A 22,254-nucleotide genomic window follows, 5' to 3' on the forward strand; every position below is an offset into this window, starting at 1 on the left:
CGGGCGTCAGCGTAGAAATCGCTGTCCTACAAACCATGCTCCCTCCTATAACTGCATCGATCGCGGCCTCGGGCCGGGATCACGGACGCGCCACGTCTTCCGACGCTCTTTCTCATCGCAACGATCGAAAAGCCGCAGGGGCCAAAAACGCAACGTTCAGGCGTCAAAACTGTCAAGACACTCGCGCCAACTGCCGGCGGCCGGACCCTTTCGCCGCCTGAAGCGTGTTAGCGCGCGATGCGCATCCCCTATGCCAATCTCGACCTGCCCGGCTGGGCCACCCGGCTGCTCGGCCTCGTCGGCCTCGTCGTGCTGGTGGTGCTGCTGCACCGCCTGCTGTTCGCCATCCTGAAACGGATCGCGGCGCGGACGGCGACCAAGGCCGATGACATTCTCGTCCTCCGGCTGCGGCGGCCGAGCTTCTGGCTGCTGGTCGGGCTTGCGATGGCTGCGGCGACCCCGACGCTCGACTTGCCGCGTTTCTGGGAGACGGTCTGGCAGCGCCTGCTCGGCATCGCCGCGCCGGGCCTGTTTGGCTGGATGCTGCTCGCGGCGCTGACCGCCTATCGCGACATCAGCGAGGTGCGCTTCGACATCAGCGGCCCCGACAATCTGCGCGCGCGGCGGCGGCGGACGCGGATTTCGATCCTGCACCGTATCGGCGTGTTCGTGCTGGTCATGCTGACCGCGATGATGATGCTGATGAGCATTCCGTCGGTGCGCACGATCGGCGTCACGCTCGCCGCCTCCGCCGGTGTCGCCGGTCTCGCGATTGGCGCCGCCGCGCAACCCGCACTGAAGAACGTCATCGCCGGTATCCAAATGGCCTTTACCGAACCGATCCGCATCGACGACGTCGTCATCATCGACAATGAATGGGGGCGGATCGAGGACATCCGCCTGACCTATGTCGTGGTGCGCATCTGGGACGACCGCCGCCTCGTCGTGCCGGTGTCGAAGTTCCTCGAGAACAGCTTCCAGAACTGGACACGGGAAACCAGCGCGTTGCTCGGCTCGGTCTTCTGGTACGTCGATCCCGCCGCCGACGTGCCGCGACTCCGGGAGAAGCTGGAGGAGGTGGTGCGCGCATCGCCGCGCTGGGATGGCCGCTTCTACAACCTGCAGGTCACCGACTCGAAACCCGACGGAACGATGGAGTTGCGTGGGTTGATGACCGCCAAGGATGCCTCGACGGCCTTCGACCTGCGTTGCGAGGTGCGCGAGGCGCTTTATGCCTTTATCCGCACCGACATGCCGGAGGCGCTGTCGAAGACGCGGCTTATGCCGGCTCCGTCTCCGGCAACGGCACCTGCATCAGCGCCTCGGTGAAGGTACGGCGCCACCAGCCGATATCCTCGCGGTTGATCACCGCCATCATCTTCTGCCAGCGCTCGATCCGTTCCTCGCGCGACATGCGCAGCGCCAGCATGATCGCATCGGCCATCTCCTCGGCCGAATAGGGGTTGATCAGCACCGCGTCGGTCAGCTGGCACGCCGCCCCGGCGAAGCGCGACAGGATCAGCACACCCGGATCCTCCGGGTTCTGCGCGGCGACATATTCCTTCGCGACGAGGTTCATGCCGTCGCGCAACGGCGTGACCAGCCCGATCTTGGCGGCGCGGTAGATGCCGGCCAGGACGTCGCGCGGATAGCCCTGGTTGACGTAGCGGATCGGCGTCCAGTCGATGTCGGAATAGGCGCCGTTGATCCGCCCCGCGATGCCTTCCAGGCTGGTACGGATGCGCTGGTAGCTGCCGACCGTCGCGCGGCTGGGCGGCGCGATCTGGAGAAGGAAGACCTCCTTCCGTTCTTCGGGATGTTCGGTGAGGAAGCGTTCGTAGCCGAGGAACCGCTCTTCCAGCCCCTTGGAATAGTCGAGCCGGTCGACGCCGACGATCATGTCGCGCCCGACCGCGCTGTCGCGCATCTGCCGGAAGGCGAGGCGGCCGCGCGTGCTGGTGGCGAGGCCGGCGAATTCCTCGGCGTCGATGCCGATGGGTACCGCCATCACCTTCACATGCCGCTCGCCGAGCCGCAGCGTGTCGCCGTCGAGCACTGCGCCAAGCTCGTGGCAGGCATAGTCGACGAACGAGCTCAGCCATTCTTCGGTGTGGAAGCCGATCACGTCATAGGCGAACATGGTGCGCACCAGCGCCTCCGCCTCGGGCAGGATCGACAGCAGACGGCGCGGCGGCCAGGGAATGTGCAGGAAGAAGCCGATGCGGTTCTTGAGGCCTAGCTTGCGCAGTTCCTCGCCGAGCGGGAACATGTGATAGTCCTGGATCCAGACCGCGTCGCCTTCCTCGATCAAGGGGCGGACAGTCTCGGCGAAGCGGACGTTGACCCGCTGGTATCCGCCGGCGAACTCGCGCTCATATTCCGCCAGGTCGACCCGATAATGGAACAGCGGCCACAGCGTGCGATTGGCGTAGCCGTTGTAATATTCCTCGACGTCCTGTTCTTCCAGGTCGACCGTGGCGGTGGTCACCCCCTCGTTGCGGGCGAAGGTGATCTGGCCGGAATATTCCTCGGTCTGCTCGCCCGACCAGCCGAACCAGATCCCCTTATATTCGCGCAAGGCAGAGGCGAGCGCGACGGCGAGGCCGCCCTGCGACCCGGAATGTGAGCCAGTAGGTGCGGATACACGATTCGAAATGATGACGAGACGGTTCAGCGGATCGAACTCCATGGTTTCGACAACAGGGCGGCGCAGTTGATCATGCCGACGAGCGAATAGGTCTGTGGGTAATTTCCCCACAATTCGCCGCTACTTGGATCAATGTCCTCGGACAGCAAGCCCGCTGCGGTGCGGCGTGCCAGCATCTCGTCGAACAACGCGCGCGCATCCTCCGACCGGCCGGTGAAGTGCAGCGCCTCGATCAGCCAAAAGGTGCAGACGTTGAACGCCGTCTCCGGCAGGCCGAAATCATCCTCCGTGTCGTAGCGCAGCATGTGGCTGCCGCGGCGCAGGCCCTTCTCGACAGCCTCCAGCGTGCCGATGAAGCGCGGATCGTTGGGTTGGAAGAACCTGAGGTCGAGCAGCTGGATCAGGCTGGCATCGAGGTCGTCGCCGGAGAAGGTCGCGGACATCCGGTTGGTCTCCGGCCGCCAGGCGCGCGTCTCGATCTCGCGACGGATCGTGTCGGCGCGATCCTGCCAGAAGGCGCGGCGATCCTCGAACCCCAGGGCCTGCGCGGCATTGGCCAGCCGATCGCAGGCCGCCCAGCACATCGCGCTCGAATAGGTGTGGACGCTCTGCCGCGTGCGCAGCTCCCACAGGCCGGCGTCGGGCTGGTCGTGGAATTTCCACGCGCGCTCGCCGACCCGCTCCAGGCTCTCGAAATCCTCGCGGCCGGATTGGCGGAACAGCCGCTGGTCGAAGAAGGCGTGGACGCTGCACAAGACGATCTGGCCATAGGCGTCGTGCTGGACCTGTTCATAGGCCTGGTTGCCGACGCGGACCGGCCCCATGCCACGATAGCCGGGCAGGGCGGGGGCGAACCGTTCCTCCAGCGTCGCCTCGCCGAGCACGCCATAGAGCGGCTGAATATGGCCACCCCGCGCGCTGTCGACGATGTTGCGCAGATAGCCGAGATAGCCCTCCAGTACGTCGAGCGCGCCGAGCCGGTTGAGCGCCTGCACCGTGTAATAGGCGTCGCGTACCCAGCAGTAACGGTAATCCCAGTTACGCTCGGACCCGGCGTGTTCGGGTATCGAGGTGGTCAGTGCCGCGACAATCGCGCCCGTCTCCTCGTGCTGGCACAGCTTCAGCGTGATCGCCGAACGGATCACCACGTCCTGCCATTCCAGCGGCACGGCGAGGCCGCGGACCCATTCCTGCCATTCCGCGGTGGTCTGGGCGAGCATCGCCTCGACCGTTTCGGCGAGGTCGCCGGCAAAGCCCTCGTCAGGCCCGAGGAAGAAGTGCAACGGGCGCTCGATCCGGAACGGCCGCTCTTCCTCGACCATGCCGATCGGCGCGGTGGTGGTCAGCCGCATCGCCATCGAGTCGAGCAGGACGCGCAGATGGTTCGACCCGCCGACCTGTTCGCGGCAAGTGCCGCCCCAGCCGCAGGTGGTGCGCATCTTGACCCGGATTCGCGGCGATCCCGCGACCGGCCGTACGATGCGGGCAAAAGCAACCGGGCGATAGGTGCGACCGTGACGCGAGAAGCGCGGGCAGAAGTCGATCACCTCGATCGCGTTGCCGGCCGTGTCGGTGTGCAGGCTGACCAGGATCGGCGTGTTGCGGACGTAATATTGCTCGACGCTGGCCGAATCCTCGAGGTCGATCGACCAATAGCCGCCCTCCGGCTCCTTGCCGCCAACCAATGCAGAAAACAGCGGATCGCCATCGACCCGCGGCACGCAGGCCCAGACGACGCGGCCGGCACGATCGATCAGGGCGCTGACCTGGCAATTGCCGATCGGCCAGAGGTCGACGCTGCTCATGCCTGCGCCCGCGCGGCGGCGGCCTCCAACCAGTCGAGCGCCGCGGCGACGCCGTCGAGCCGATAGGCCGCGGCACTGGCGCGGGCGGCGCCGATCAGAATGCCGGCACCGCCCATGTTGGCGGCGGCCACCATCGCCGGTTCGTCGGTATCATCGTCGCCAAGGAAAACCGGCCGGAAACCCGCCATCGGCGCGGAGTCCATCAGCTTGACCAGCGCGCTGCCCTTGTCGGCGCCCGGAACGCGCACTTCGATCATCATCTTGCCGGTCTGCAGGTGCAGACCTGCTTCCGCGGCGAGGTCGCGCGCCAATGCGCCGCTGTCGGCGGCGGCGTCCGGAGCGGATCGGTAGTGGAGCGCCGCACCGAGCGGCTTTTGTTCGACGAGCACGCCGGGGCGTGTAGAGGCGAAGGATGTCATCTCGGCGACAATACGGTCGAGAGCGGCGGGTCGTTCCGCCATCGATTCTTTGCCGTCGGGCCAGGCCAGTTCGAGGCCATGGCTGCCGGAGACGGCGAAACCGGGATCGCCGAACAAGGTGCGGATGCCGGCGACGGGCCGCCCGCTGATAATGGCGACACGGCCGGCGAGCGCGCGTGACAGTCGCTCGACCAAGGCTTTGAGCCGATCATCCACGCACACGGCGTCGGGGCGTTCCTGCAGTTCGACGAGGGTGCCGTCGAAGTCGAGGAACAGCGCGGCGTCACGCAACAGGTCGAGCGGGGGAGGGGGTAGATCGGTCACGAGGCGCTGCGTCTCCGATAGGGTGGCTCCGCGTCAATCCCCCATCGGGCGGCGCTGGTTCCCGCGACACGCGATGCATGGGGTTGTCGGCACGAAGCGGTATACGGTTGCGGCTTGCCCCGCTAACACAGCGGCGAACTGATGATCGAGGGGGGATGCCTGATGCGTTCAATAACTTTGCTGACCGCCCTGGCCGCGACCGCGACGCCGGCACTGGTCTGGTCGCAGGTCACGCCGGTGCCGGAGGCGCCGGTCCAGCGCGGGCGTGCGCCGGTTGCGGCGGCGTCGCAGGGGTATCGGCCGCTGACCGTCGAACGCATCTTCGGCCAGGACGCGATCCGCGGCGACAGTTTCGACGGCGGCGAATGGACCGAGGACGGCCGCGGCTATATCGCGATCGAGCCCGCCAAGGGCGCCGGCGGCGGCAGCGACATCGTCCGCTACGAGATCGCCGGCGGCGCGCGCACCGTGCTGATGCCGGCGGCGCTGCTCGTGCCCAAGGGAGGCACGCCGATCGGGGTGGAGGGCTATGCCTTCTCGCCCGATCGGCGCAAGGTGCTGATCTTCACCAACGGCCAGCCATTCCGGCGGACGCGCGCACTCGGCGACTATTGGCTGCTCGACCTCGACAGCAAGGCGCTGCGCCGGGTCGGCGGCAGCGGCGTCGCGCCGTCGACGACCATGTATGCCGAATTCTCGCCGGACGGCACCCGCATCGCCTATGTCCGCGCCAACAACCTCTACGTCGAGCCGGTCGCCGGCGGCGCGCCGCAGCAGCTCACCCGCGACGGCAGCGACCTGATCGTCAACGGCCTGGGTGATTGGGTGTACGAAGAGGAATTCGGCCTGCGCAAGGCGTGGAGCTGGAGCCCGGATTCACGACGCATCGCCTTCTGGCGGTTCGATACGTCGGGGGTCGGCACCTTCTACATGATCAAGAACACCGACGGCCAATATTCCAAGGTGATCCCGCTGCAATATCCCAAGGCGGGGACGACCAATTCGGCGGTGCAGGTCGGCACCGTCGACGTCGGTAGCGGCGAGACACGCTGGTTCAGGCTGCAGGGCGATCCGCGCCAGAATTACGTGCCGCAAATGGGCTGGGCGGGCAAGTCGGGCCGCGTGCTCATCCAATATGCCAACCGGTTGCAGAACACCTATCAGGTGCTGAGCGGCGATCCCGCCACCGGCGCCGTGGCCCCCCTGTTCGTCGAGCGCGACAAGGCCTGGGTCGAGGCGAACGACCAGGTCCAGTGGCTGGCCAACGACCGCGGCTTCACCTGGATGAGCGAGCGTGACGGCTGGCGCCATCTCTATCTCGTCTCGCGCGACGGCAAGAAATCGGACCTGCGCACGCCGGGCAAGTTCGACGTCATCGACCTCCTGCAGGTCGACGAGAAGGGCGGCTATGCCTATTTCATCGCCTCGCCCGACAATCCGACGCAGCGCTATCTGTATCGCGCGACGCTGACCGGCACGCCGCGCGTCGAGCGGGTCACGCCAGAGGGGCTGGCCGGGACGCACGGCTACGATCTGGCGCCCGGCGCGCATTGGGCGCGTCATACCTATTCCAGCTTCGACCGCGCGCCCGTCACCGACCTGCTCGACATGACCACCGGCAAGTCGCTGCGGGTGCTGGCGCGCAACCAGGCGTTCCAGGACGTCGTCAGCCACGGGCCGTTGCCGCCTACCGAATTCTTCCGCGTCGATATCGGTGGCGGAACGCAGCTCGACGCCTGGTTGATCAAGCCCGCCAATTTCGATCCCAGCAAACGCTATCCGATCCTGTTCCAGGTCTATGGCGAACCCGCCGGCCAGACGGTGGCGGATCGCTGGGGCGGGCGCGGCGCGCTTTGGCATCGAATGCTGGCCGAACACGGCTATCTGGTCGCCAGCATCGATCCGCGCGGCGTCGCAAGCCCGCGTGGGCGCGAATGGCGCAAGACGATCTATCGGCGGATCGGCATCATCGGCCCGGAGGATATCGCGGCCGGCGTGCGCAAGATGCTCGCGACGCGTCCCTATATCGACCCGGCGCGGGTCGGCATCTGGGGGTGGAGCGGCGGCGGCTCGACCACGCTCCATTCGATGTTCCGCTTCCCCGACCTCTATTCCACCGGCATCGCGGTGGCGGGCGTCGCCGACCAGAAGCTGTACGATTCCATCTATCAGGAACGCTACATGGGGCTGCCGGAGGACAATGTGGACGGCTTCCGCAAGGGCTCGCCCATCACCTATGCGTCGGGGCTCAAGGGCAATCTGCTGATGGTCCACGGCACCGGCGACGACAACGTCCACTATCAGAACATGGAGCAGATGGCCGATGCCCTGATCGCCGCGGGCAAGCCGTTTTCGATGATGGCCTATCCGGATCGCACGCACGGCATCTACGAAAAGCCGGGGACGAGCGTGCATCTGTACAATCTGCTGACGCGCTATCTGGAGACCAACCTGCCGGCGGGCGCGCGGTGAGGAGGATGGGCCCCCCCTGGGCGGCGCGATCCCGTTGCAAAACAAGGGCGATATCGCGAGTCTTGACAGAATTGACGCCTGAACGCGTCATTGCCGTCCCTGCCGCGGCGATGTGATGGCACGATGAGAAAGAGCGGGGCGTCGCCCGGTCGCGATGCCCCGATCCTTCTACTGCGCCGAAACCTTGTAGGACAGCGGATACGAAAAAGGCCGGTCGGGTCGCCCCGCCGGCCTGTTTCGTATCCGCGAAGGATCCGCTTACTTCGAGCGTTCGACCTGCTCGAAGTCGAGCTCGACCGGGGTCGCGCGGCCGAAGATCGAGACGCTGACCTTGACCTTCGACTTGTCGAAATCGAGTTCCTCGACCACGCCGTTGAAGCTGGCGAAGGGACCTTCCAGCACCTTGACCGCGTCGCCGATCTCGTAATCGACCTTGACCTTGGTCTTCGGCGCGGCGGCGGCTTCCTCCTTGGAATTGAGCATCCGCGCGGCTTCCGCCTCGCTGATCGCCTGCGGCTTGCCCTGCGAGCCCAGGAAGCCGGTTACCTTGGGGGTGTTCTTGACGAGGTGATAGACGTCGTCGTTCATGCTGAGCTTGGCGAGCACGTAGCCCGGCATGAACTTGCGCTCGACGGCGATCTTCTTGCCACGACGCGCCTCGGTGACGGTCTCGGTCGGCACCTCGATCTGCTCGACCAGCTGCTCGAGGCCCAGGCGGGTCGCCTCGGCCATGATGGCGTCGCGGACCTTGCCCTCGAAGCCGGAATAGGCGTGAATGATGTACCAGCGCGCCATGGAATGAGGCCCTTTTACTTCGCGAGCTTCAGCAGCGCCTGGACGATGGCGTTGAACACCGAATCGACGCCCAGGAAGAACAGCGCGAGGATGGTCGTCATGATGACCACCATGACGCCCGTCATGATCGTTTCGCGCCGGGTCGGCCACACGACCTTCTTGGTCTCGGCCTGCACCTGTCGGATGAATTCGATAGGGGTCGTCTTCGCCACTGTTTTTCGAAGCCCGCTGGAATCAGAAAATACCGATCTGAAGCACATGGCTTTTCCGCCGCTTCCCGTGAAGGGAACCGGCGTTTGCCCGTCCTCGCTGTCGGATGGGATCAGGCAGATAGCGGCGTGATGCCGTGAAGGCAAGAGCGAGGGAAGCGGTGGGTCGTCTGATCGTCGTCGCGGTCGATCAGAGCCGGCGGATCAATGCCCGTAGGTCTTGATGCCCCGTCGCCGCAGCTTCTCCCGCCGGCGGCGGCGGAGGATGACGACCGATGACGGTACGCCGATCACCAGCAATATCGCCACGATGGCGTAGACGATCAGGTAACGCGTGCTTTCATCCATAGCGGCCTCGGCGATAGTGACGCCGCACGGCGTCGTCACTCCCCATTCACACTCAAAATGACAATTGAGTCATTTTCGGTGATGTCGTCGTGCGTCTGGATCAAGGGCGGCGATGCGGCCCATCCATAGCATCGGGGGGAAGGATGTTGGCAGGAGTGGAGGGACTCGAACCCACGGCCCTCGGTTTTGGAGACCGATGCTCTACCAACTGAGCTACACTCCTGCGGTGGCGGGGCCTCTAGCCGGTCGGATCGGCGAGGGCAAGCGTGTCGTTGCCGCCTCAGCCGGTTGCGTCGACCAGCCGCAGCGGCGCCTCCGCCGCGGCGCCTTCCGGCGTCATCCGCCCGTCGACCTGCGCGCCGGTGGCGATCGTCAGCATGTGATAATGGCTGTCGCCCGTGATGCGTGCGCCGCCTTCGATCGTCAGCCGCTCGGCATGGATCGTGCCCTCGATCGCGCCGGCGATCCGCGCTTCGCGAGCGCGCAGCGTGCCGACGATCCGGCCGCTCCCGCCCTGGATCAGCGAGCCGCAGTTGATGTCGCCCTCGACCAGCCCGTCGACGTGAAGATCGCCCTCGGTGGTGATGTCGCCGCGAATCGTCATGTCGGCGCCGATCACGGAAAGTCCGCTGGTGCGCTCGCGCCTTACCTCAACTTTGCTGCCGCCGAACATTGGTCCCTCCACCCGTCGTCCCAATCATTATAGCAACGCGCCATCGCCGCCGCGAGCGGGGAGGGCGGCTGCAGGCCGCGCGGCAGCCGCAGGTTGTCGTTCGCCGCGACGGGTGGATGGCCGTACGGGCGCGAGCGGATCGCCGCGATCATCGCGATCGCCTGCACCGCGGCCGCGCAGCCGGCGACCCAGTCGGTGCCGGTCACGGCGACCAGCAGGACCAGCAGCGCCGTGCCGGTCTGGCGGCGGCGGTGCGGAGCGGCGGTGCGCATTAGGCGGATGGGCGTCGGCATCGTTCCGGCCATAGCGGTCGTCGGTTGCGGCGCGGTTAAGCCCGCCCGTTGACGATCGCCTGCCCGCGACGTATAGGGCCGCGCGTCCGCTGCCCGAAAGTGGCGGACAAGCTTGAACATTGCTGGATGCAAGATGTGTGGGTCGGGGCAGCGCTAGCGCGTGGCCTTCGCCCCTTTTTGTATTCCGAAGTGCTGTGATGGCTCCAGCAAAGTAACCCTATCAAGAGGTGAAGGCTTCATGCCGACGATCAACCAGCTGGTCCGCAAGGGCCGCGAACCGCAGAAGGCCAAGTCCAAGGTCCCTGCGATGGAGCAGAACCCGCAGAAGCGCGGCGTCTGCACCCGTGTGTACACGACGACCCCGAAGAAGCCGAACTCGGCGCTGCGCAAGGTGGCCAAGGTCCGCCTGACCAACCAGCGCGAAGTGATCAGCTACATCCCGGGCGAAGGCCACAACCTGCAGGAGCACTCGGTGGTGCTGATCCGCGGCGGCCGTGTGCGCGACCTTCCGGGCGTGCGCTACCACGTGCTGCGCGGCGTGCTCGATACGCAGGGCGTCAAGGACCGTCGCCAGTCGCGTTCGAAGTACGGCGCCAAGCGGCCGAAGTGATGTGAGGCGATGCCTCACGTCATCCCGGCGAAGGCCGGGATCTCGTGCGGCTCGGAGCGACCTCGACCGGGGTCGCGTGCAACAACGACCTCCATCGCGTCCATGGGTCCCGGCATTCGCCGGGATGACGGATGGGGGAGCTGGTTAGAAGGAATTCCAAATGGCGCGTCGTCGTCGTCCCGAAAAGCGGGTCATCCTGCCTGATCCCAAGTTCGGGGATGAGGTTCTCTCCAAGTTCATGAATTCGGTGATGCTGGACGGCAAGAAGTCCACCGCCGAATCGATCGTCTATGGTGCGCTCGAAACCGTCGAGACCCGCGCGAAGCGCGAGCCGATCGGCGTGTTCCACGACGCGCTGAACAACATCAAGCCGGGCATCGAGGTCCGCAGCCGCCGCGTCGGCGGTGCGACCTACCAGGTCCCCGTCGAAGTACGTCCGGAGCGTGCGCAGGCGCTGGCGATCCGCTGGCTGATCGCCGCGGCTCGTGCCCGCAGCGAGAACACGATGTCGGCGCGCCTGTCGGGCGAGCTGCTCGATGCGTCGAACAACCGCGGCAATGCGGTGAAGAAGCGCGAAGACACCCACCGCATGGCGGAAGCGAACCGCGCTTTCTCGCACTATCGCTGGTAATCCATTGCGGACGCGGCCTGTCTTGGAAGCGTCCTCAATCTGACCTATATCGTGGGGAGCCGGCCGAGTGCTGAGCTCCCCACATCGCTAAGGAAGCCCGATCATGGCCCGCAGCCATCCGCTCGAACTCTACCGCAATATCGGCATCATGGCGCACATCGACGCCGGCAAGACCACGACGACCGAGCGCATCCTCTATTACACCGGCAAGTCCTACAAGATCGGCGAAGTGCACGAAGGCACTGCGACGATGGACTGGATGGAGCAGGAGCAGGAGCGCGGGATCACGATCACCTCGGCGGCCACCACCTGCAAGTGGAAGGCCGAAGAGGGCAAGGGCCCCGAGCATCTGATCAACATCATCGACACGCCGGGCCACGTCGACTTCACGATCGAAGTCGAGCGCTCGCTGCGCGTGCTGGACGGCGCGGTCGCCTGCTTCGACGGCGTCGCCGGCGTCGAGCCGCAGTCGGAGACCGTGTGGCGTCAGGCCGACAAGTACGGCGTGCCGCGCATGTGCTTCGTCAACAAGCTCGACCGCACCGGCGCCGACTTCTACTTCTGCGTGCAGTCGATCATCGACCGCCTGGGCGCGAAGCCGGCCGTGCTGTATCTGCCGATCGGCATTGAGGGCGGCTTCAAGGGTCTCGTCGACCTGGTTGAGAACCGCGCGATCATCTGGCTCGAAGAGTCGCTCGGCGCGAAGTTCGAATATCAGCCGATCCCCGACGACATGGCCGAGAAGGCGGCGAAGTATCGCAACGACCTGATCGAGCTCGCCGTCGAGCAGGACGACGAGGCGATGGAGGCGTATCTCGAGGGCAACGAGCCCGACGCCAAGACGCTGAAGGCGCTGCTCCGCAAGGGCACGCTGAACATGGCGTTCGTGCCGGTCGTCTGCGGTTCGGCGTTCAAGAACAAGGGCGTGCAGCCGCTGCTCGACGCCGTCGTCGACTATCTGCCGAGCCCGCTCGACGTGCCGGCGATCAAGGGCGTCAAGCTCGACGGCGAGACGCCGGACGAGCGCCCCTCGTCGGACACGGCGCCCTTCTCGGCGCTGGCGTTCAAGATCATGAACGACCCGTTCGTCGGTTCGCTCACCTTCGCCCGCATCTATTCGGGCGTGCTCACCAAGGGCAGCTACCTGAACTCGGTGAAGGACAAGAAGGAAAAGATCGGCCGCATGCTCCTCATGCACGCGAACTCGCGTGAGGACATCGAAGAGGCGCGCGCCGGCGACATCGTCGCGCTCGCGGGTCTCAAGGAAACCACCACGGGCGACACTTTGTGCGATCCGGCGCATCCGATCATCCTTGAGCGGATGGAATTCCCGGAGCCGGTGATCGAGCTGTCGGTGGAGCCGAAGACCAAGGCCGACCAGGAAAAGATGGGCATCGCGCTCAACCGCCTGGCCGCCGAGGATCCCTCGTTCCGCGTGTCGACCGACCACGAGTCGGGTCAGACGATCATCAAGGGGATGGGCGAGCTCCACCTCGAGATCCTCGTCGACCGCATGCGTCGCGAGTTCAAGGTCGAGGCGAACGTCGGTGCGCCGCAGGTCGCCTATCGCGAATACCTGAAGAAGGCCGTCGATATCGACTACACGCACAAGAAGCAGTCGGGCGGCACCGGCCAGTTCGGTCGCGTGAAGGTGAAGCTGACGCCGGGCGAGCGCGGCGCGGGCATCATCTTCAAGGATGAGATCAAGGGCGGCAACATCCCCCGCGAGTACATCCCGGCGATCGAGAAGGGTTTCCGCGAGACGGCGGCGACCGGCTCGCTGGTCGGCTTCCCGATCATCGACTTCGAGATCTCGCTGTACGACGGCGCGTATCACGACGTCGACTCGTCGGCGCTGGCGTTCGAAATCACCGCGCGCGGTGCGATGCGTGAGGCGGCCCAGAAGGCCGGCATCACGCTGCTCGAGCCGGTGATGAAGGTCGAGGTCGTGACGCCGGAGGATTACCTCGGCGACGTGATCGGCGACATGAACAGCCGCCGCGGCCAGATCCAGGGCACCGACACGCGCGGCAACGCGCAGGCGGTGACCGCGATGGTGCCGCTCGCCAACATGTTCGGCTACGTCAACTCGCTGCGCTCCTTCACCCAGGGCCGCGCCAGCTACTCGATGCAGTTCTCGCACTATGACGAAGTGCCGCAGAACGTCGCGGACGAGGTCAAGGCGAAGCTGGCGTAAGCCGGGTATCTCCCGTCATCAGGCCGCCTTCCGGGGCGGTCTGATCGGGAGGGGCTGGCAAAGGGTGAAAACAGCCGCTATGGGGCCGCCTTCACGGCGAGTCCTCAGTGCGGCTCAAGTGGAAATCCAGAAGGTAGGGAATCAATGGCTAAGGCTAAGTTTGAGCGGACCAAGCCGCACCTGAACATCGGCACCATCGGTCATGTCGACCATGGCAAGACCTCGCTGACCGCGGCGATCACCAAGGTGCTGGCGGAAAACGTCGCCGGCAACGCGGCGGTCGACTTCGCCAACATCGACAAGGCGCCGGAAGAGCGTGAGCGCGGCATCACCATCTCGACCGCGCACGTCGAGTACGAGACCGCGAACCGTCACTATGCGCACGTCGACTGCCCGGGTCACGCCGACTACGTCAAGAACATGATCACCGGTGCCGCCCAGATGGACGGCGCGATCCTGGTCGTGTCGGCGACCGACGGCCCGATGCCGCAGACCCGCGAGCACATCCTGCTCGCCCGTCAGGTCGGCGTGCCGGCGATGGTCGTGTTCATGAACAAGGTCGACCTGGTCGACGACGAGGAAATCCTCGAGCTGGTCGAGCTGGAAGTCCGCGAGCTGCTGAGCTCGTACGAGTTCCCGGGCGACGACATTCCGATCATCAAGGGCTCGGCGACCTGCGCGCTGTCGGGTTCGAACCAGAAGCTCGGCACCGACGCGGTGATGGAGCTGATGAAGGCGGTCGACGAGTACATCCCGCAGCCGGAGCGTCCGCTCGACAAGCCGTTCATGATGCCGATCGAAGACGTGTTCTCGATCTCGGGTCGCGGTACGGTCGTCACCGGCCGCGTCGAGACCGGCATCATCAAGGTCGGTGAGGAAGTCGAGATCGTCGGCATCCACCCGGAGGTCCGCAAGACCACCGTCACCGGCGTCGAGATGTTCCGCAAGCTGCTCGACCAGGGCCAGGCCGGCGACAACGTCGGCGCGCTGATCCGTGGCGTCGCTCGTGACGAAGTCGAGCGTGGCCAGGTGCTCTGCAAGCCCGGCTCGATCAAGCCGCACACCGACTTCAAGTCGGAAGTGTACGTGCTGTCGAAGGACGAGGGTGGCCGTCACACGCCGTTCTTCGCCAACTATCGTCCGCAGTTCTACTTCCGCACCACGGACGTGACCGGCACCGTCGAGCTGCCCGAGGGCACCGAGATGGTGATGCCGGGCGACAACATCGCCCTCGGCATCAAGCTGATCGCGCCGATCGCGATGGACGTCGGCCAGCGCTTCACCATCCGTGAGGGCGGTCGTACCGTCGGCGCGGGCGTCGTGAGCTCGATCGACAAGTAAGACGTTTCCGGCGCTTCGCGCGCCGGCGACATCGCAAGGTTTTTCGCCCGGTACCCCCAAAAAGGGGTGCCGGGCGATTGCCTTTTTATAGGAGCGCCTGTAAGGGCGCCCCTTCAGTTTTCGAGTGACGGCTCTTTCTCGTCGTCCCGGGCGTCGCCCCGGGATCTCATCCCGCCGGCCTGCGGCCTGCGGCGCGAGCCCCCGACCCCAGACAGGGTGTCGGGGTGACGGTCGGGGTCGTGCTCAAGTAGCATCGGTAGGGATCATGGACAGCAACATCCGCATCCGCCTCAAGGCGTTCGACCATCGCGTTCTCGACCAGGCGACCGGCGACATCGCCGACACCGCGCGTCGCACCGGCGCGCTCATCCGCGGCCCGATTCCGCTGCCGACCCGCATCGAGAAGTTCACCGTCAACCGCGGCCCGCACATCGACAAGAAGTCGCGCGAGCAGTTCGAGGTGCGCACCTACAAGCGCATGCTCGACATCGTGCAGCCGACCCCGCAGACGGTCGACGCGCTGATGAAGCTCGACCTCGCCGCCGGCGTTGACGTCGAGATCAAGCTCGCGTAAGGGCTGCCCACGCGCTGCGGTCGACTCCGGTCCCGCGGCGCGATGGCATTTGAGATACCGCTGACCGCTTCGGCAGTCAGGGCAGCGTCTCCCGTCATGTTCTTGAGCATATTGCTGTGAGGACAACCGGCCCGGGACGGGGGCACGCTTCGCATTTCCGGGTCGACACGCACGTCCGAATGGTTCGGGCGTGCCTCTGTGAGGAGTGTGGATCATGCGCACCGGCGTGATCGCGAAGAAGATGGGGATGACCCGCCTGTTCCAGGATGACGGCCGCCACGTGCCGGTCACCGTCCTGCAACTCGAAGGCCTGCAGGTCATCGCCCGCCGCGAGATGAATACCGACGGCTACACCGCCGTCCAGCTTGGCGCAGGCGTCGCCAAGGCCAAGAATGTCGCCAAGCCGCAGCGCGGCCACTTCGGCAAGGCCGAGGTCGAGCCGAAGGCGGTGGTCGCCGAATTCCGCGTCACCGAGGACAATCTCCTCGACGTCGGCGCCGAACTGTCGGCCGACCACTTCGTTGCCGGCCAGCTGGTCGACATCCAGGGTCGTACCCAGGGTAAGGGTTTCGCCGGCGCGATGAAGCGCTGGAACTTCGGCGGTCTGCGCGCGACGCACGGCGTGTCGGTGTCGCACCGCTCGCACGGTTCGACCGGTAACCGCCAGGACCCGGGTCGCGTCTTCAAGAACAAGAAGATGGCCGGCCACATGGGCGACAAGAACCGCACCCAGCAGAACCTCGAGATCGTCGGCACCGACGTCGAGCGCGGCCTGATCTTCGTCAAGGGCTCGGTCCCCGGCTCGAAGGGCGGCTGGCTGTTCGTCAAGGACGCGGTCAAGGTCGCCCGTCACGCCGATGCGCCGATGCCTGCCGGGCTGAAGAGCGCCGCAAACAACAATGTCGCTTCTGCCGAGCCCGCTCCGGAAGCCACCGCTGGCCAGGAGGGCTAAGAAGTGAAGGTCGCAGTCAAGTCCTTCGCCGGTTCCGCCGCGGCGGATGTCGAGCTCAACGACGAGGTCTTCGGCCTCGATCCGCGCGCTGACGTCCTGCATCGCGTCGTCACCTGGCAGCTGGAAAAGCGTCGCGCCACCGCGCGCGGTACCCGCGAGCGTGCCGATGTCGCCCGCTCGGGCAAGAAGCTGGGTCGCCAGAAGGGCGGCGGTGTCGCCCGTCACGGCGATCGTCGCGCTCCCGTCTTCATCGGCGGTGGTAAGGCTCACGGTGCCCGCGTTCGCGACTTCAATCCGTCGCTGAACAAGAAGATCCGCGCGCTGGGTCTGAAGATGGCGCTGTCGAGCCATGCCAAGGCCGGCTCGCTGATCGTCATGGACAGCCTGGTGGTCGACGGCAACAAGACCAAGACGCTGAAGGGCGATCTGGCCAAGCTCGGCTTCGGCAAGACCGCGCTCGTCATCGATGGCGACGCCGTCGAGACCAGCTTCGCGCTCGCCGCCGGCAACCTCCGCGAGGTCAACGTCCTCCCGGCGATCGGTGCCAACGTCTATGACATCCTGAAGGCTGACACGCTGGTGCTGACCCGCGCCGCGGTCGAAAAGCTGGAGGCCCGCTTCAATGGCTAAGCAGCAGAAGGCCGTCGACAACCGTCATTATGACGTGATCGTCGCGCCGCACATCACCGAGAAGGCGACCCTGCTCAGCGAGCAGAACGCCGTCGTGTTCAAGGTCGCCAACGACGCGACCAAGCCGCAGATCAAGGCTGCCGTCGAAGCTCTGTTCGACGTCACCGTGACCGGCGTCAACACGATCGTCCAGAAGGGCAAGACCAAGCGTTGGAAGGGTGCTCCCTACCAGCGTTCGGACATGAAGAAGGCGATCGTCACCCTCAAGGATGGCCAGTCCATCGACGTGACGACGGGGATCTAAGGGCCATGGCACTTAAGCATTACAACCCGACGAGCCCGGCCCGCCGCGGCCTCATCCTCGTCGACAAGTCGGCGCTCTACAAGGGCAAGCCGGTCAAGGCGCTGACCGAAGGCAAGCGCAAGACCGGTGGCCGCAACAACAAGGGCCATGTGACCAGCCGCGGCATCGCGGGCGGTCACAAGCAGAAGTACCGCTACGTCGACTTCAAGCGTCGTAAGTGGGACGTCGAGGGCACGGTCGAGCGGCTCGAGTACGATCCGAACCGCACCGCGTTCATCGCGCTGGTCAAGTATGCCGACGACGAGCTGGCCTACATCCTGGCGCCGCAGCGTCTCGCGCCCGGCGACAAGGTCGTCGCGGGCAAGAAGACCGACGTGAAGCCGGGCAACGCCATGGAGCTGGGCCAGATGCCGGTCGGCACCATCGTCCACAACGTGGAGATGAAGCCGATGAAGGGTGGCCAGATCGCCCGTTCAGCCGGCACCTATGTGCAGGTCGTCGGCCGCGATCGCGGCATGGTGATCGTTCGCCTGAACTCGGGCGAGCAGCGCTACATCCACGGCGAGTGCATGGCGACGGTCGGTGCGGTGTCCAATCCGGACAACCAGAACCAGAACCTCGGCAAGGCCGGGCGTTCGCGCTGGATGGGTAAGCGCCCGCTGACCCGCGGCGTCGCCAAGAACCCGGTCGACCACCCGCACGGCGGTGGTGAAGGCCGGACCTCGGGCGGCCGTCATCCGGTCACCCCGTGGGGCAAGCCGACGAAGGGTGCGCGCACCCGTCACAACAAGGCGACGGACAAGATGATCATCCGCAGCCGTCACGCGAAGAAGAAGGGCTGATAGATGGCTCGTTCTGTTTGGAAGGGCCCGTTCGTCGAACTGAGCCTGCTCAAGAAGGCCGAAGCCGCGCAGGATGCCGGTGGCCGTGCGCCGATCAAGACCTGGTCGCGTCGCTCCACCATCCTGCCGCAGTTCGTCGGTCTGACGTTCTCGGTCTACAACGGCCGCAAGTTCGTGCCCGTCTCGGTCAACGAGGACATGGTCGGCATGAAGCTCGGCGAGTTCGCGCCGACCCGCTATTTCCCGGGTCACGCGGCTGACAAGAAGGGCAAGCGCTGATGAGCAAGCCTCAGTCCCCCCGCAAGGTCGACGACAAGTCGGCCCTGTCCGTCGGCACCCAGATCCGTGGGTCGGCGCAGAAGCTGAACCTGGTTGCGGGCCTGATCCGCGGCAAGAAGGCCGGCGACGCGCTCAACATCCTCGCCTTCTCGAAGAAGGCGATGGCGGTGGACGCGCGCAAGGTGCTCGCTTCGGCGATCGCCAATGCCGAGAACAACCACAACCTCGACGTCGACGCGCTCGTCGTCGCCGAGGCGTCGGTCGGCAAGTCGATCACCATGAAGCGCTTCGCCACGCGTGGCCGCGGCAAGTCGACGCGCATCCTGAAGCCGTTCAGCCGTCTGCGCATCGTCGTGCGCGAGCAGGAAGAAGCATAATGGGTCAGAAGAGCAACCCGATCGGTCTGCGCCTGCAGATCAACCGCACCTGGGACAGCCGCTGGTTCGCGGAAGGCCATGACTATGGCCGGCTGCTGCTGGAGGATCTCAAGATCCGTCAGTACATCATGAAGACGCTGCCGCAGGCGGCGATCTCCAAGGTGGTGATCGAGCGTCCGGCCAAGCTGTGCCGCATCTCGATTTTCGCCGCCCGTCCCGGTGTCATCATCGGCAAGAAGGGCTCGGACATCGAGAAGCTGCGCAAGACGCTCGGCGCGATGACCAGCTCGGACGTGTCACTGAACATCGTCGAGATCCGCAAGCCGGAAGTCGATGCGCGTCTCGTCGCGCAGGGCATCGCCGACCAGCTGGAGCGTCGTATCGCGTTCCGCCGCGCCATGAAGCGCGCGGTGCAGTCGGCGCTGCGTCTGGGTGCCGAGGGTATCCGCGTGCAGTGCGGCGGCCGTCTGGGCGGCGCCGAGATCGCGCGCACCGAGAGCTATCGTGAGGGCCGCGTGCCGCTGCACACGCTCCGCGCGAACATCGATTATGCCGAGGCCGAAGCGCACACGTCCTACGGCGTCTGCGGCGTCAAGGTCTGGGTGTTCAAGGGCGAGATCCTGGGTCACGACCCGATGGCGACCGACCGGCTGATGATGGAGGCTCAGACCTCCGGCGTCCGCCCGGCGCGCGACGACCGCCGTTAAGGACGAGAAGAGATGCTGCAACCAAAGCGCACCAAGTTCCGCAAGGCCTTCAAGGGCCGCATCCACGGCGATGCGAAGGGCGGCACCACGCTGAACTTCGGCGCCTATGGCCTGAAGGCCATGGAGCCGGAGCGGATCACCGCCCGCCAGATCGAGGCGGCCCGCCGCGCGATCACGCGTCACATCAAGCGCCAGGGGCGTTTGTGGATCCGCGTGTTCCCGGACGTGCCGGTGTCGACCAAGCCTGCCGAAGTCCGCATGGGCTCGGGCAAGGGCTCGCCCGAATATTGGGCGGCGCGCGTCAAGCCGGGCCGTATCCTGTTCGAGCTCGACGGCGTCGAAGGCAAGATCGCCGCGGAGGCGTTCGAGCGCGCCGCGATGAAGCTCCCCATCAAGACCAAGGTCGTTGCCCGCCTGGGCGACACCTCGCACCTCGGAGGCGAGTAATGGCCAAGACCGATTTCAACGGCCAGAGCGACGACCAGCTCGTCGAGAGCCTGGGCAACCTGAAGCGCGAGCAGTTCAACCTGCGCTTCCAGGCGGCGACCAACCAGCTCGAGAAGCCGAGCCGCGTGAAGGAAGTCCGCCGCGACATCGCGCGGATCAAGACCCTGCAGGCCAAGCGCACCAGCGCTTCGGCCGCCAAGTAAAGGACCAAGGCACATGCCGAAGCGCGTGCTGACCGGGCTGATCGTCTCCGACAAGGGCGACAAGACGGTGGTGGTGAACGTCGAGCGTAAGGTGAAGCACCCGCTCTACGGCAAGATCATCCGCCGTTCGAAGAAGTATCACGCCCATGACGAGGCGAATGAGTACAAGCAGGGCGAGACCGTGCGCATCGAAGAGATCGCGCCGATGTCGAAGCTCAAGACCTGGAAGGTGCTCGATCGGGTGAACACCCATGCGACGCCGGAACGGGTCGACGTCGACGCGTAATCGGCCGTCGTCCCGGCATCGACCGGGATGACCCGATGATGGTCGGCGGGCAGGGGGCTTGCCCTCTGCCACCGGGGCGGCTATGGGGCCGCTCCCCCTGGCGCGGGTTCGCCCGCCGCCGGGGTCGTTTTTTTTAGGCCGGGCTGGGTCGGAATCCAGCCCAAGAAGAGAAGGAAGCAGGATCGATGATCCAGATGCAGTCCAATCTCGACGTCGCTGACAACAGCGGCGCGAAGCGGGTGCAGTGCATCAAGGTGCTGGGCGGCTCGAAGCGTCGCACGGCATCGGTCGGCGACATCATCGTCGTCAGCATCAAGGAAGCGCAGCCGCGCGGTCGCGTGAAGAAGGGTGACGTGCACCGCGCCGTCATCGTCCGCACCGCCAAGGACATCCACCGTGCCGATGGCTCGACCATCCGCTTCGACAGCAACGCTGCCGTCCTGGTCAACAAGAACGAGGAGCCGATCGGCACCCGTATCTTCGGCCCGGTGGTGCGCGAGCTGCGTGGCAAGAAGCACATGAAGATCATCTCTCTCGCTCCCGAGGTGCTGTAATGGCCGCCGCGAAGATCAAGAAGGGTGACCAGGTCATCGTCCTGTCCGGCAAGGACAAGGGCAAGACCGGCACCGTGACCCAGGCGATGCCGAAGGACGGCAAGGTCGTCGTCGGCGGCGTCAACGTCGCGACCCGCCACCGCAAGCCGACCCAGGCGAACCCGCAGGGTGGCCTGGAGCGCGTCGAAGCGCCGCTGCACATCTCGAAGGTCGCGCACGTGACCGCCGACGGCAAGCCGACCCGCGTCCGTTTCGAGATGCAGGATGGCAAGAAGGTCCGCGTGGCCGTGAAGTCCGGGGAGAAGATCGATGGCTGATGCCTACAAGCCCCGGATGAAGGGGATCTACGAGGACACGATCGTCAAGGCGATGGTCGAGAAGTTCGGGTACAAGAACGTCAACGAGATCCCGCGGATCGAGAAGATCGTGCTCAACATGGGCGTCGGCGAGGCGACCCAGGACAAGAAGCGCGTCGACCAGGCCGCGTCCGAGATGGAGCTGATCGCTGGCCAGAAGCCGGTGATCACCAAGGCGAAGAAGTCGATCGCGCAGTTCAAGCTGCGTGAAGGCATGCCGATCGGCGTGAAGGTCACCCTTCGCCGCGAGCGCATGTACGAGTTCCTCGACCGCTTCATCACCATCGCGCTGCCCCGCGTGCGCGACTTCCGTGGTCTGAACCCGAAGAGCTTTGACGGTCGCGGCAACTATGCCTGCGGCATCAAGGAGCAGATCATTTTCCCCGAGATCAGCTATGACCGCGTCGACAAGGTGCGTGGCATGGACGTGATCGTCACCACCACGGCGAAGACCGACGACGAGGCGCGCGAGCTGCTCCGTCTGTTCGGCTTCCCGTTCCCGCAGCCCGAGGCCGCTGAAGAGAAGAAGGCGGCATAAGGGTTCCCCTCCCGCTTGCGGGAGGGGCTAGGGGAGGGGCTCAGCGAGCGTGGCTCGTGTCGGTCCTTCCCTCCCCCGACCCCTCCCGCAAGCGGGAGGGGAGTTACATAGGAAGAGCTTAAGTCCATGGCGAAACTGAGTTCGATCAACAAGAACGAGCGTCGCAAGAAGCTGGTGAAGCAATATGCCGGCAAATATGCGAAGCTGAAGGCCCAGGCTAACGATGAGAGCCTGGACGAAAGCGAGCGCCTGATCGCCCGCCTCAAGATGGCGGAACTGCCGCGCAACGCGAACCCGACCCGGATCCGCAACCGTTGCGAGATCACCGGCCGTCCCCGCGCTTATTACCGCAAGTTCCGTCTTGCTCGCGTCATGCTGCGCGATCTTGCCAACAAGGGCATGATCCCCGGCCTCACGAAGTCGAGCTGGTAAGGATTAGAT

30 protein-coding genes and 1 tRNA gene are annotated in these 22,254 nt (G+C 65.6%); 22 read left to right on the forward strand and 9 right to left on the reverse strand.

From position 1 onward, the window contains the following. The first annotated feature begins 237 nt into the window (after nt 1–237). Complete coding sequence (locus D9601_RS02885) at nt 238–1,329, forward strand: mechanosensitive ion channel family protein (protein ID WP_198352420.1); 1,092 nt, start codon at nt 238–240, stop codon at nt 1,327–1,329. Here D9601_RS02885 and D9601_RS02890 read toward each other — a convergent pair. From D9601_RS02890 to otsB, 3 genes are read right to left on the reverse strand one after another with little or no spacing between them, the layout of a single operon-like run. Further along, complete coding sequence (locus tag D9601_RS02890; protein WP_198352421.1) at nt 1,280–2,689, reverse strand: alpha,alpha-trehalose-phosphate synthase (UDP-forming); 1,410 nt, start codon at nt 2,687–2,689, stop codon at nt 1,280–1,282. The two genes, D9601_RS02885 and D9601_RS02890, sit on opposite strands and share 50 nt — an antisense overlap. After that, nucleotides 2,671–4,452, reverse strand: a complete 1,782-nt coding sequence (locus D9601_RS02895) for a glycoside hydrolase family 15 protein (RefSeq protein WP_198352422.1) — start codon at nt 4,450–4,452, stop codon at nt 2,671–2,673. The genes D9601_RS02890 and D9601_RS02895 overlap by 19 nt, the downstream gene beginning before the upstream one ends. Then, nucleotides 4,449–5,195: a trehalose-phosphatase gene (gene otsB, locus D9601_RS02900; RefSeq protein WP_198352423.1), complete on the reverse strand. Its 747-nt coding sequence runs from the start codon at nt 5,193–5,195 to the stop codon at nt 4,449–4,451. The genes D9601_RS02895 and otsB overlap by 4 nt, the downstream gene beginning before the upstream one ends. A 162-nt stretch (nt 5,196–5,357) precedes the next feature. Here otsB and D9601_RS02905 point away from each other — a divergent pair, with 162 nt between their 5' ends. After that, nucleotides 5,358–7,667 carry a S9 family peptidase gene (locus D9601_RS02905; RefSeq protein WP_198352424.1) on the forward strand — a complete coding sequence of 770 codons (2,310 nt, stop codon included), beginning with the start codon at nt 5,358–5,360 and terminating at the stop codon, nt 7,665–7,667. 258 nt (nt 7,668–7,925) lie between these two features. On the opposite strand, the gene nusG is transcribed toward D9601_RS02905, so the two are convergent. Next, nucleotides 7,926–8,462 (reverse strand): transcription termination/antitermination protein NusG, encoded by a 537-nt coding sequence (gene nusG / locus D9601_RS02910; protein WP_198352425.1) that lies wholly within the window; start codon nt 8,460–8,462, stop codon nt 7,926–7,928. Nucleotides 8,463–8,476: 14 nt separating this feature from the next. Beyond that, nucleotides 8,477–8,638, reverse strand: coding sequence for a preprotein translocase subunit SecE (secE, locus tag D9601_RS02915; RefSeq protein WP_332837940.1), 162 nt, complete (start codon nt 8,636–8,638; stop codon nt 8,477–8,479). On the opposite strand from secE, the gene D9601_RS20110 reads away from it, so the two are divergent. Then, nucleotides 8,562–8,804: a hypothetical protein gene (locus D9601_RS20110; protein ID WP_332837942.1), complete on the forward strand. Its 243-nt coding sequence runs from the start codon at nt 8,562–8,564 to the stop codon at nt 8,802–8,804. The genes secE and D9601_RS20110 overlap by 77 nt on opposite strands. A gap of 71 nt (nt 8,805–8,875) precedes the next feature. Here D9601_RS20110 and D9601_RS02920 read toward each other — a convergent pair whose 3' ends face one another. The 4 genes from D9601_RS02920 to D9601_RS02935 all read right to left on the reverse strand — a co-directional run bounded on the left by D9601_RS02920 (nt 8,876) and on the right by D9601_RS02935 (nt 9,985). Next, entirely contained in the window at nt 8,876–9,019 is a 144-nt protein-coding gene (locus D9601_RS02920) for a hypothetical protein (protein ID WP_198352427.1), read from the reverse strand. Nucleotides 9,020–9,166: 147 nt separating this feature from the next. After that, nucleotides 9,167–9,242: transfer RNA gene (locus D9601_RS02925), tRNA-Trp, on the reverse strand. A 57-nt stretch (nt 9,243–9,299) separates the two neighbouring features. After that, nucleotides 9,300–9,692, reverse strand: a complete 393-nt coding sequence (locus D9601_RS02930; RefSeq protein ID WP_198352428.1) for a bactofilin family protein — start codon at nt 9,690–9,692, stop codon at nt 9,300–9,302. Then, a complete protein-coding gene (locus D9601_RS02935; protein WP_198352429.1) occupies nt 9,665–9,985 on the reverse strand; it encodes a hypothetical protein in 321 nt (106 codons plus the stop codon). Before D9601_RS02935 ends, D9601_RS02930 begins: the two co-directional genes overlap by 28 nt. 238 nt (nt 9,986–10,223) lie before the next feature. Between D9601_RS02935 and rpsL the strand changes: the two genes are divergently transcribed. The 19 genes from rpsL to rpsN all read left to right on the forward strand — a co-directional run bounded on the left by rpsL (nt 10,224) and on the right by rpsN (nt 22,245). Next, on the forward strand, nt 10,224–10,595 hold the full coding sequence (gene rpsL, locus D9601_RS02940; RefSeq protein WP_029936467.1) for a 30S ribosomal protein S12: 372 nt from the start codon (nt 10,224–10,226) through the stop codon (nt 10,593–10,595). Nucleotides 10,596–10,755: 160 nt separating this feature from the next. Continuing rightward, on the forward strand, nt 10,756–11,226 hold the full coding sequence (gene rpsG, locus D9601_RS02945) for a 30S ribosomal protein S7 (RefSeq protein ID WP_198352430.1): 471 nt from the start codon (nt 10,756–10,758) through the stop codon (nt 11,224–11,226). Nucleotides 11,227–11,329: 103 nt separating this feature from the next. Further along, nucleotides 11,330–13,423, forward strand: coding sequence for an elongation factor G (gene fusA, locus D9601_RS02950; RefSeq protein WP_198352431.1), 2,094 nt, complete (start codon nt 11,330–11,332; stop codon nt 13,421–13,423). 144 nt (nt 13,424–13,567) lie between these two features. Next, the gene (gene tuf / locus D9601_RS02955) at nt 13,568–14,764 is read left to right on the forward strand and encodes an elongation factor Tu (RefSeq protein ID WP_198352432.1); all 1,197 of its coding nucleotides are present in this window, start codon (nt 13,568–13,570) and stop codon (nt 14,762–14,764) included. A 265-nt stretch (nt 14,765–15,029) separates the two neighbouring features. Continuing rightward, nucleotides 15,030–15,338 (forward strand): 30S ribosomal protein S10, encoded by a 309-nt coding sequence (gene rpsJ / locus D9601_RS02960; RefSeq protein WP_007406109.1) that lies wholly within the window; start codon nt 15,030–15,032, stop codon nt 15,336–15,338. Nucleotides 15,339–15,552: 214 nt separating this feature from the next. Beyond that, nucleotides 15,553–16,290, forward strand: a complete 738-nt coding sequence (gene rplC / locus D9601_RS02965; RefSeq protein ID WP_198352433.1) for a 50S ribosomal protein L3 — start codon at nt 15,553–15,555, stop codon at nt 16,288–16,290. A gap of 3 nt (nt 16,291–16,293) precedes the next feature. Beyond that, nucleotides 16,294–16,920 (forward strand): 50S ribosomal protein L4, encoded by a 627-nt coding sequence (gene rplD / locus D9601_RS02970; protein ID WP_198352434.1) that lies wholly within the window; start codon nt 16,294–16,296, stop codon nt 16,918–16,920. Next, a complete protein-coding gene (locus D9601_RS02975) occupies nt 16,913–17,224 on the forward strand; it encodes a 50S ribosomal protein L23 (RefSeq protein WP_198352435.1) in 312 nt (103 codons plus the stop codon). Before rplD ends, D9601_RS02975 begins: the two co-directional genes overlap by 8 nt. A gap of 5 nt (nt 17,225–17,229) precedes the next feature. After that, nucleotides 17,230–18,066 carry a 50S ribosomal protein L2 gene (gene rplB, locus D9601_RS02980; protein WP_198352436.1) on the forward strand — a complete coding sequence of 279 codons (837 nt, stop codon included), beginning with the start codon at nt 17,230–17,232 and terminating at the stop codon, nt 18,064–18,066. A gap of 3 nt (nt 18,067–18,069) precedes the next feature. Then, nucleotides 18,070–18,345, forward strand: a complete 276-nt coding sequence (gene rpsS / locus D9601_RS02985; protein WP_198352437.1) for a 30S ribosomal protein S19 — start codon at nt 18,070–18,072, stop codon at nt 18,343–18,345. Further along, nucleotides 18,345–18,722, forward strand: coding sequence for a 50S ribosomal protein L22 (rplV, locus tag D9601_RS02990; RefSeq protein ID WP_115377318.1), 378 nt, complete (start codon nt 18,345–18,347; stop codon nt 18,720–18,722). Before rpsS ends, rplV begins: the two co-directional genes overlap by 1 nt. After that, nucleotides 18,722–19,429 (forward strand): 30S ribosomal protein S3, encoded by a 708-nt coding sequence (gene rpsC / locus D9601_RS02995; protein ID WP_198352438.1) that lies wholly within the window; start codon nt 18,722–18,724, stop codon nt 19,427–19,429. The genes rplV and rpsC overlap by 1 nt, the downstream gene beginning before the upstream one ends. Nucleotides 19,430–19,441: 12 nt before the next feature. Next, nucleotides 19,442–19,876: a 50S ribosomal protein L16 gene (rplP, locus tag D9601_RS03000; RefSeq protein ID WP_198352439.1), complete on the forward strand. Its 435-nt coding sequence runs from the start codon at nt 19,442–19,444 to the stop codon at nt 19,874–19,876. Beyond that, the gene (rpmC, locus tag D9601_RS03005; protein WP_198352440.1) at nt 19,876–20,079 is read left to right on the forward strand and encodes a 50S ribosomal protein L29; all 204 of its coding nucleotides are present in this window, start codon (nt 19,876–19,878) and stop codon (nt 20,077–20,079) included. The genes rplP and rpmC overlap by 1 nt, the downstream gene beginning before the upstream one ends. Before the next feature lie 13 nt (nt 20,080–20,092). After that, entirely contained in the window at nt 20,093–20,365 is a 273-nt protein-coding gene (gene rpsQ, locus D9601_RS03010) for a 30S ribosomal protein S17 (RefSeq protein ID WP_198352441.1), read from the forward strand. A 185-nt stretch (nt 20,366–20,550) separates the two neighbouring features. Further along, nucleotides 20,551–20,919, forward strand: a complete 369-nt coding sequence (rplN, locus tag D9601_RS03015; RefSeq protein ID WP_184059266.1) for a 50S ribosomal protein L14 — start codon at nt 20,551–20,553, stop codon at nt 20,917–20,919. Next, nucleotides 20,919–21,236: a 50S ribosomal protein L24 gene (gene rplX, locus D9601_RS03020; protein ID WP_198352442.1), complete on the forward strand. Its 318-nt coding sequence runs from the start codon at nt 20,919–20,921 to the stop codon at nt 21,234–21,236. The genes rplN and rplX overlap by 1 nt, the downstream gene beginning before the upstream one ends. Next, nucleotides 21,229–21,813 (forward strand): 50S ribosomal protein L5, encoded by a 585-nt coding sequence (rplE, locus tag D9601_RS03025; protein WP_198352443.1) that lies wholly within the window; start codon nt 21,229–21,231, stop codon nt 21,811–21,813. Before rplX ends, rplE begins: the two co-directional genes overlap by 8 nt. A gap of 126 nt (nt 21,814–21,939) precedes the next feature. Then, a complete protein-coding gene (gene rpsN, locus D9601_RS03030) occupies nt 21,940–22,245 on the forward strand; it encodes a 30S ribosomal protein S14 (RefSeq protein WP_198352444.1) in 306 nt (101 codons plus the stop codon). Nucleotides 22,246–22,254 lie beyond the last annotated feature (9 nt).

Origin of the sequence: Sphingomonas sp. MA1305, assembly GCF_016107325.1 — a bacterium.
Classification (GTDB): domain Bacteria; phylum Pseudomonadota; class Alphaproteobacteria; order Sphingomonadales; family Sphingomonadaceae; genus Sphingomonas.

Excerpts from the sequence above, each read along its gene's own strand:
- rplE (WP_198352443.1), top strand. The coding sequence starts at position 21,229 with ATGGCTGATGCCTACAAGCCCCGGATGAAGGGGATCTACGAGGACACG.
- rpsC (WP_198352438.1), top strand. The coding sequence starts at position 18,722 with ATGGGTCAGAAGAGCAACCCGATCGGTCTGCGCCTGCAGATCAACCGC.
- D9601_RS20110 (WP_332837942.1), top strand. The coding sequence starts at position 8,562 with ATGATGACCACCATGACGCCCGTCATGATCGTTTCGCGCCGGGTCGGC.
- rpsS (WP_198352437.1), top strand. The coding sequence starts at position 18,070 with ATGGCTCGTTCTGTTTGGAAGGGCCCGTTCGTCGAACTGAGCCTGCTC.
- rplN (WP_184059266.1), top strand. The coding sequence starts at position 20,551 with ATGATCCAGATGCAGTCCAATCTCGACGTCGCTGACAACAGCGGCGCG.
- rplV (WP_115377318.1), top strand. The coding sequence starts at position 18,345 with ATGAGCAAGCCTCAGTCCCCCCGCAAGGTCGACGACAAGTCGGCCCTG.
- tuf (WP_198352432.1), top strand. The coding sequence starts at position 13,568 with ATGGCTAAGGCTAAGTTTGAGCGGACCAAGCCGCACCTGAACATCGGC.
- D9601_RS02930 (WP_198352428.1), bottom strand. The coding sequence starts at position 9,692 with ATGTTCGGCGGCAGCAAAGTTGAGGTAAGGCGCGAGCGCACCAGCGGA.
- nusG (WP_198352425.1), bottom strand. The coding sequence starts at position 8,462 with ATGGCGCGCTGGTACATCATTCACGCCTATTCCGGCTTCGAGGGCAAG.
- D9601_RS02885 (WP_198352420.1), top strand. The coding sequence starts at position 238 with ATGCGCATCCCCTATGCCAATCTCGACCTGCCCGGCTGGGCCACCCGG.
- rplB (WP_198352436.1), top strand. The coding sequence starts at position 17,230 with ATGGCACTTAAGCATTACAACCCGACGAGCCCGGCCCGCCGCGGCCTC.
- rpsJ (WP_007406109.1), top strand. The coding sequence starts at position 15,030 with ATGGACAGCAACATCCGCATCCGCCTCAAGGCGTTCGACCATCGCGTT.
- fusA (WP_198352431.1), top strand. The coding sequence starts at position 11,330 with ATGGCCCGCAGCCATCCGCTCGAACTCTACCGCAATATCGGCATCATG.
- D9601_RS02935 (WP_198352429.1), bottom strand. The coding sequence starts at position 9,985 with ATGCCGACGCCCATCCGCCTAATGCGCACCGCCGCTCCGCACCGCCGC.
- D9601_RS02920 (WP_198352427.1), bottom strand. The coding sequence starts at position 9,019 with ATGGATGAAAGCACGCGTTACCTGATCGTCTACGCCATCGTGGCGATA.
- rplX (WP_198352442.1), top strand. The coding sequence starts at position 20,919 with ATGGCCGCCGCGAAGATCAAGAAGGGTGACCAGGTCATCGTCCTGTCC.
- rpsG (WP_198352430.1), top strand. The coding sequence starts at position 10,756 with ATGGCGCGTCGTCGTCGTCCCGAAAAGCGGGTCATCCTGCCTGATCCC.
- rpmC (WP_198352440.1), top strand. The coding sequence starts at position 19,876 with ATGGCCAAGACCGATTTCAACGGCCAGAGCGACGACCAGCTCGTCGAG.
- D9601_RS02890 (WP_198352421.1), bottom strand. The coding sequence starts at position 2,689 with ATGGAGTTCGATCCGCTGAACCGTCTCGTCATCATTTCGAATCGTGTA.
- rplP (WP_198352439.1), top strand. The coding sequence starts at position 19,442 with ATGCTGCAACCAAAGCGCACCAAGTTCCGCAAGGCCTTCAAGGGCCGC.
- rpsN (WP_198352444.1), top strand. The coding sequence starts at position 21,940 with ATGGCGAAACTGAGTTCGATCAACAAGAACGAGCGTCGCAAGAAGCTG.
- rpsL (WP_029936467.1), top strand. The coding sequence starts at position 10,224 with ATGCCGACGATCAACCAGCTGGTCCGCAAGGGCCGCGAACCGCAGAAG.
- rplC (WP_198352433.1), top strand. The coding sequence starts at position 15,553 with ATGCGCACCGGCGTGATCGCGAAGAAGATGGGGATGACCCGCCTGTTC.
- D9601_RS02905 (WP_198352424.1), top strand. The coding sequence starts at position 5,358 with ATGCGTTCAATAACTTTGCTGACCGCCCTGGCCGCGACCGCGACGCCG.
- D9601_RS02975 (WP_198352435.1), top strand. The coding sequence starts at position 16,913 with ATGGCTAAGCAGCAGAAGGCCGTCGACAACCGTCATTATGACGTGATC.
- D9601_RS02895 (WP_198352422.1), bottom strand. The coding sequence starts at position 4,452 with ATGAGCAGCGTCGACCTCTGGCCGATCGGCAATTGCCAGGTCAGCGCC.
- rpsQ (WP_198352441.1), top strand. The coding sequence starts at position 20,093 with ATGCCGAAGCGCGTGCTGACCGGGCTGATCGTCTCCGACAAGGGCGAC.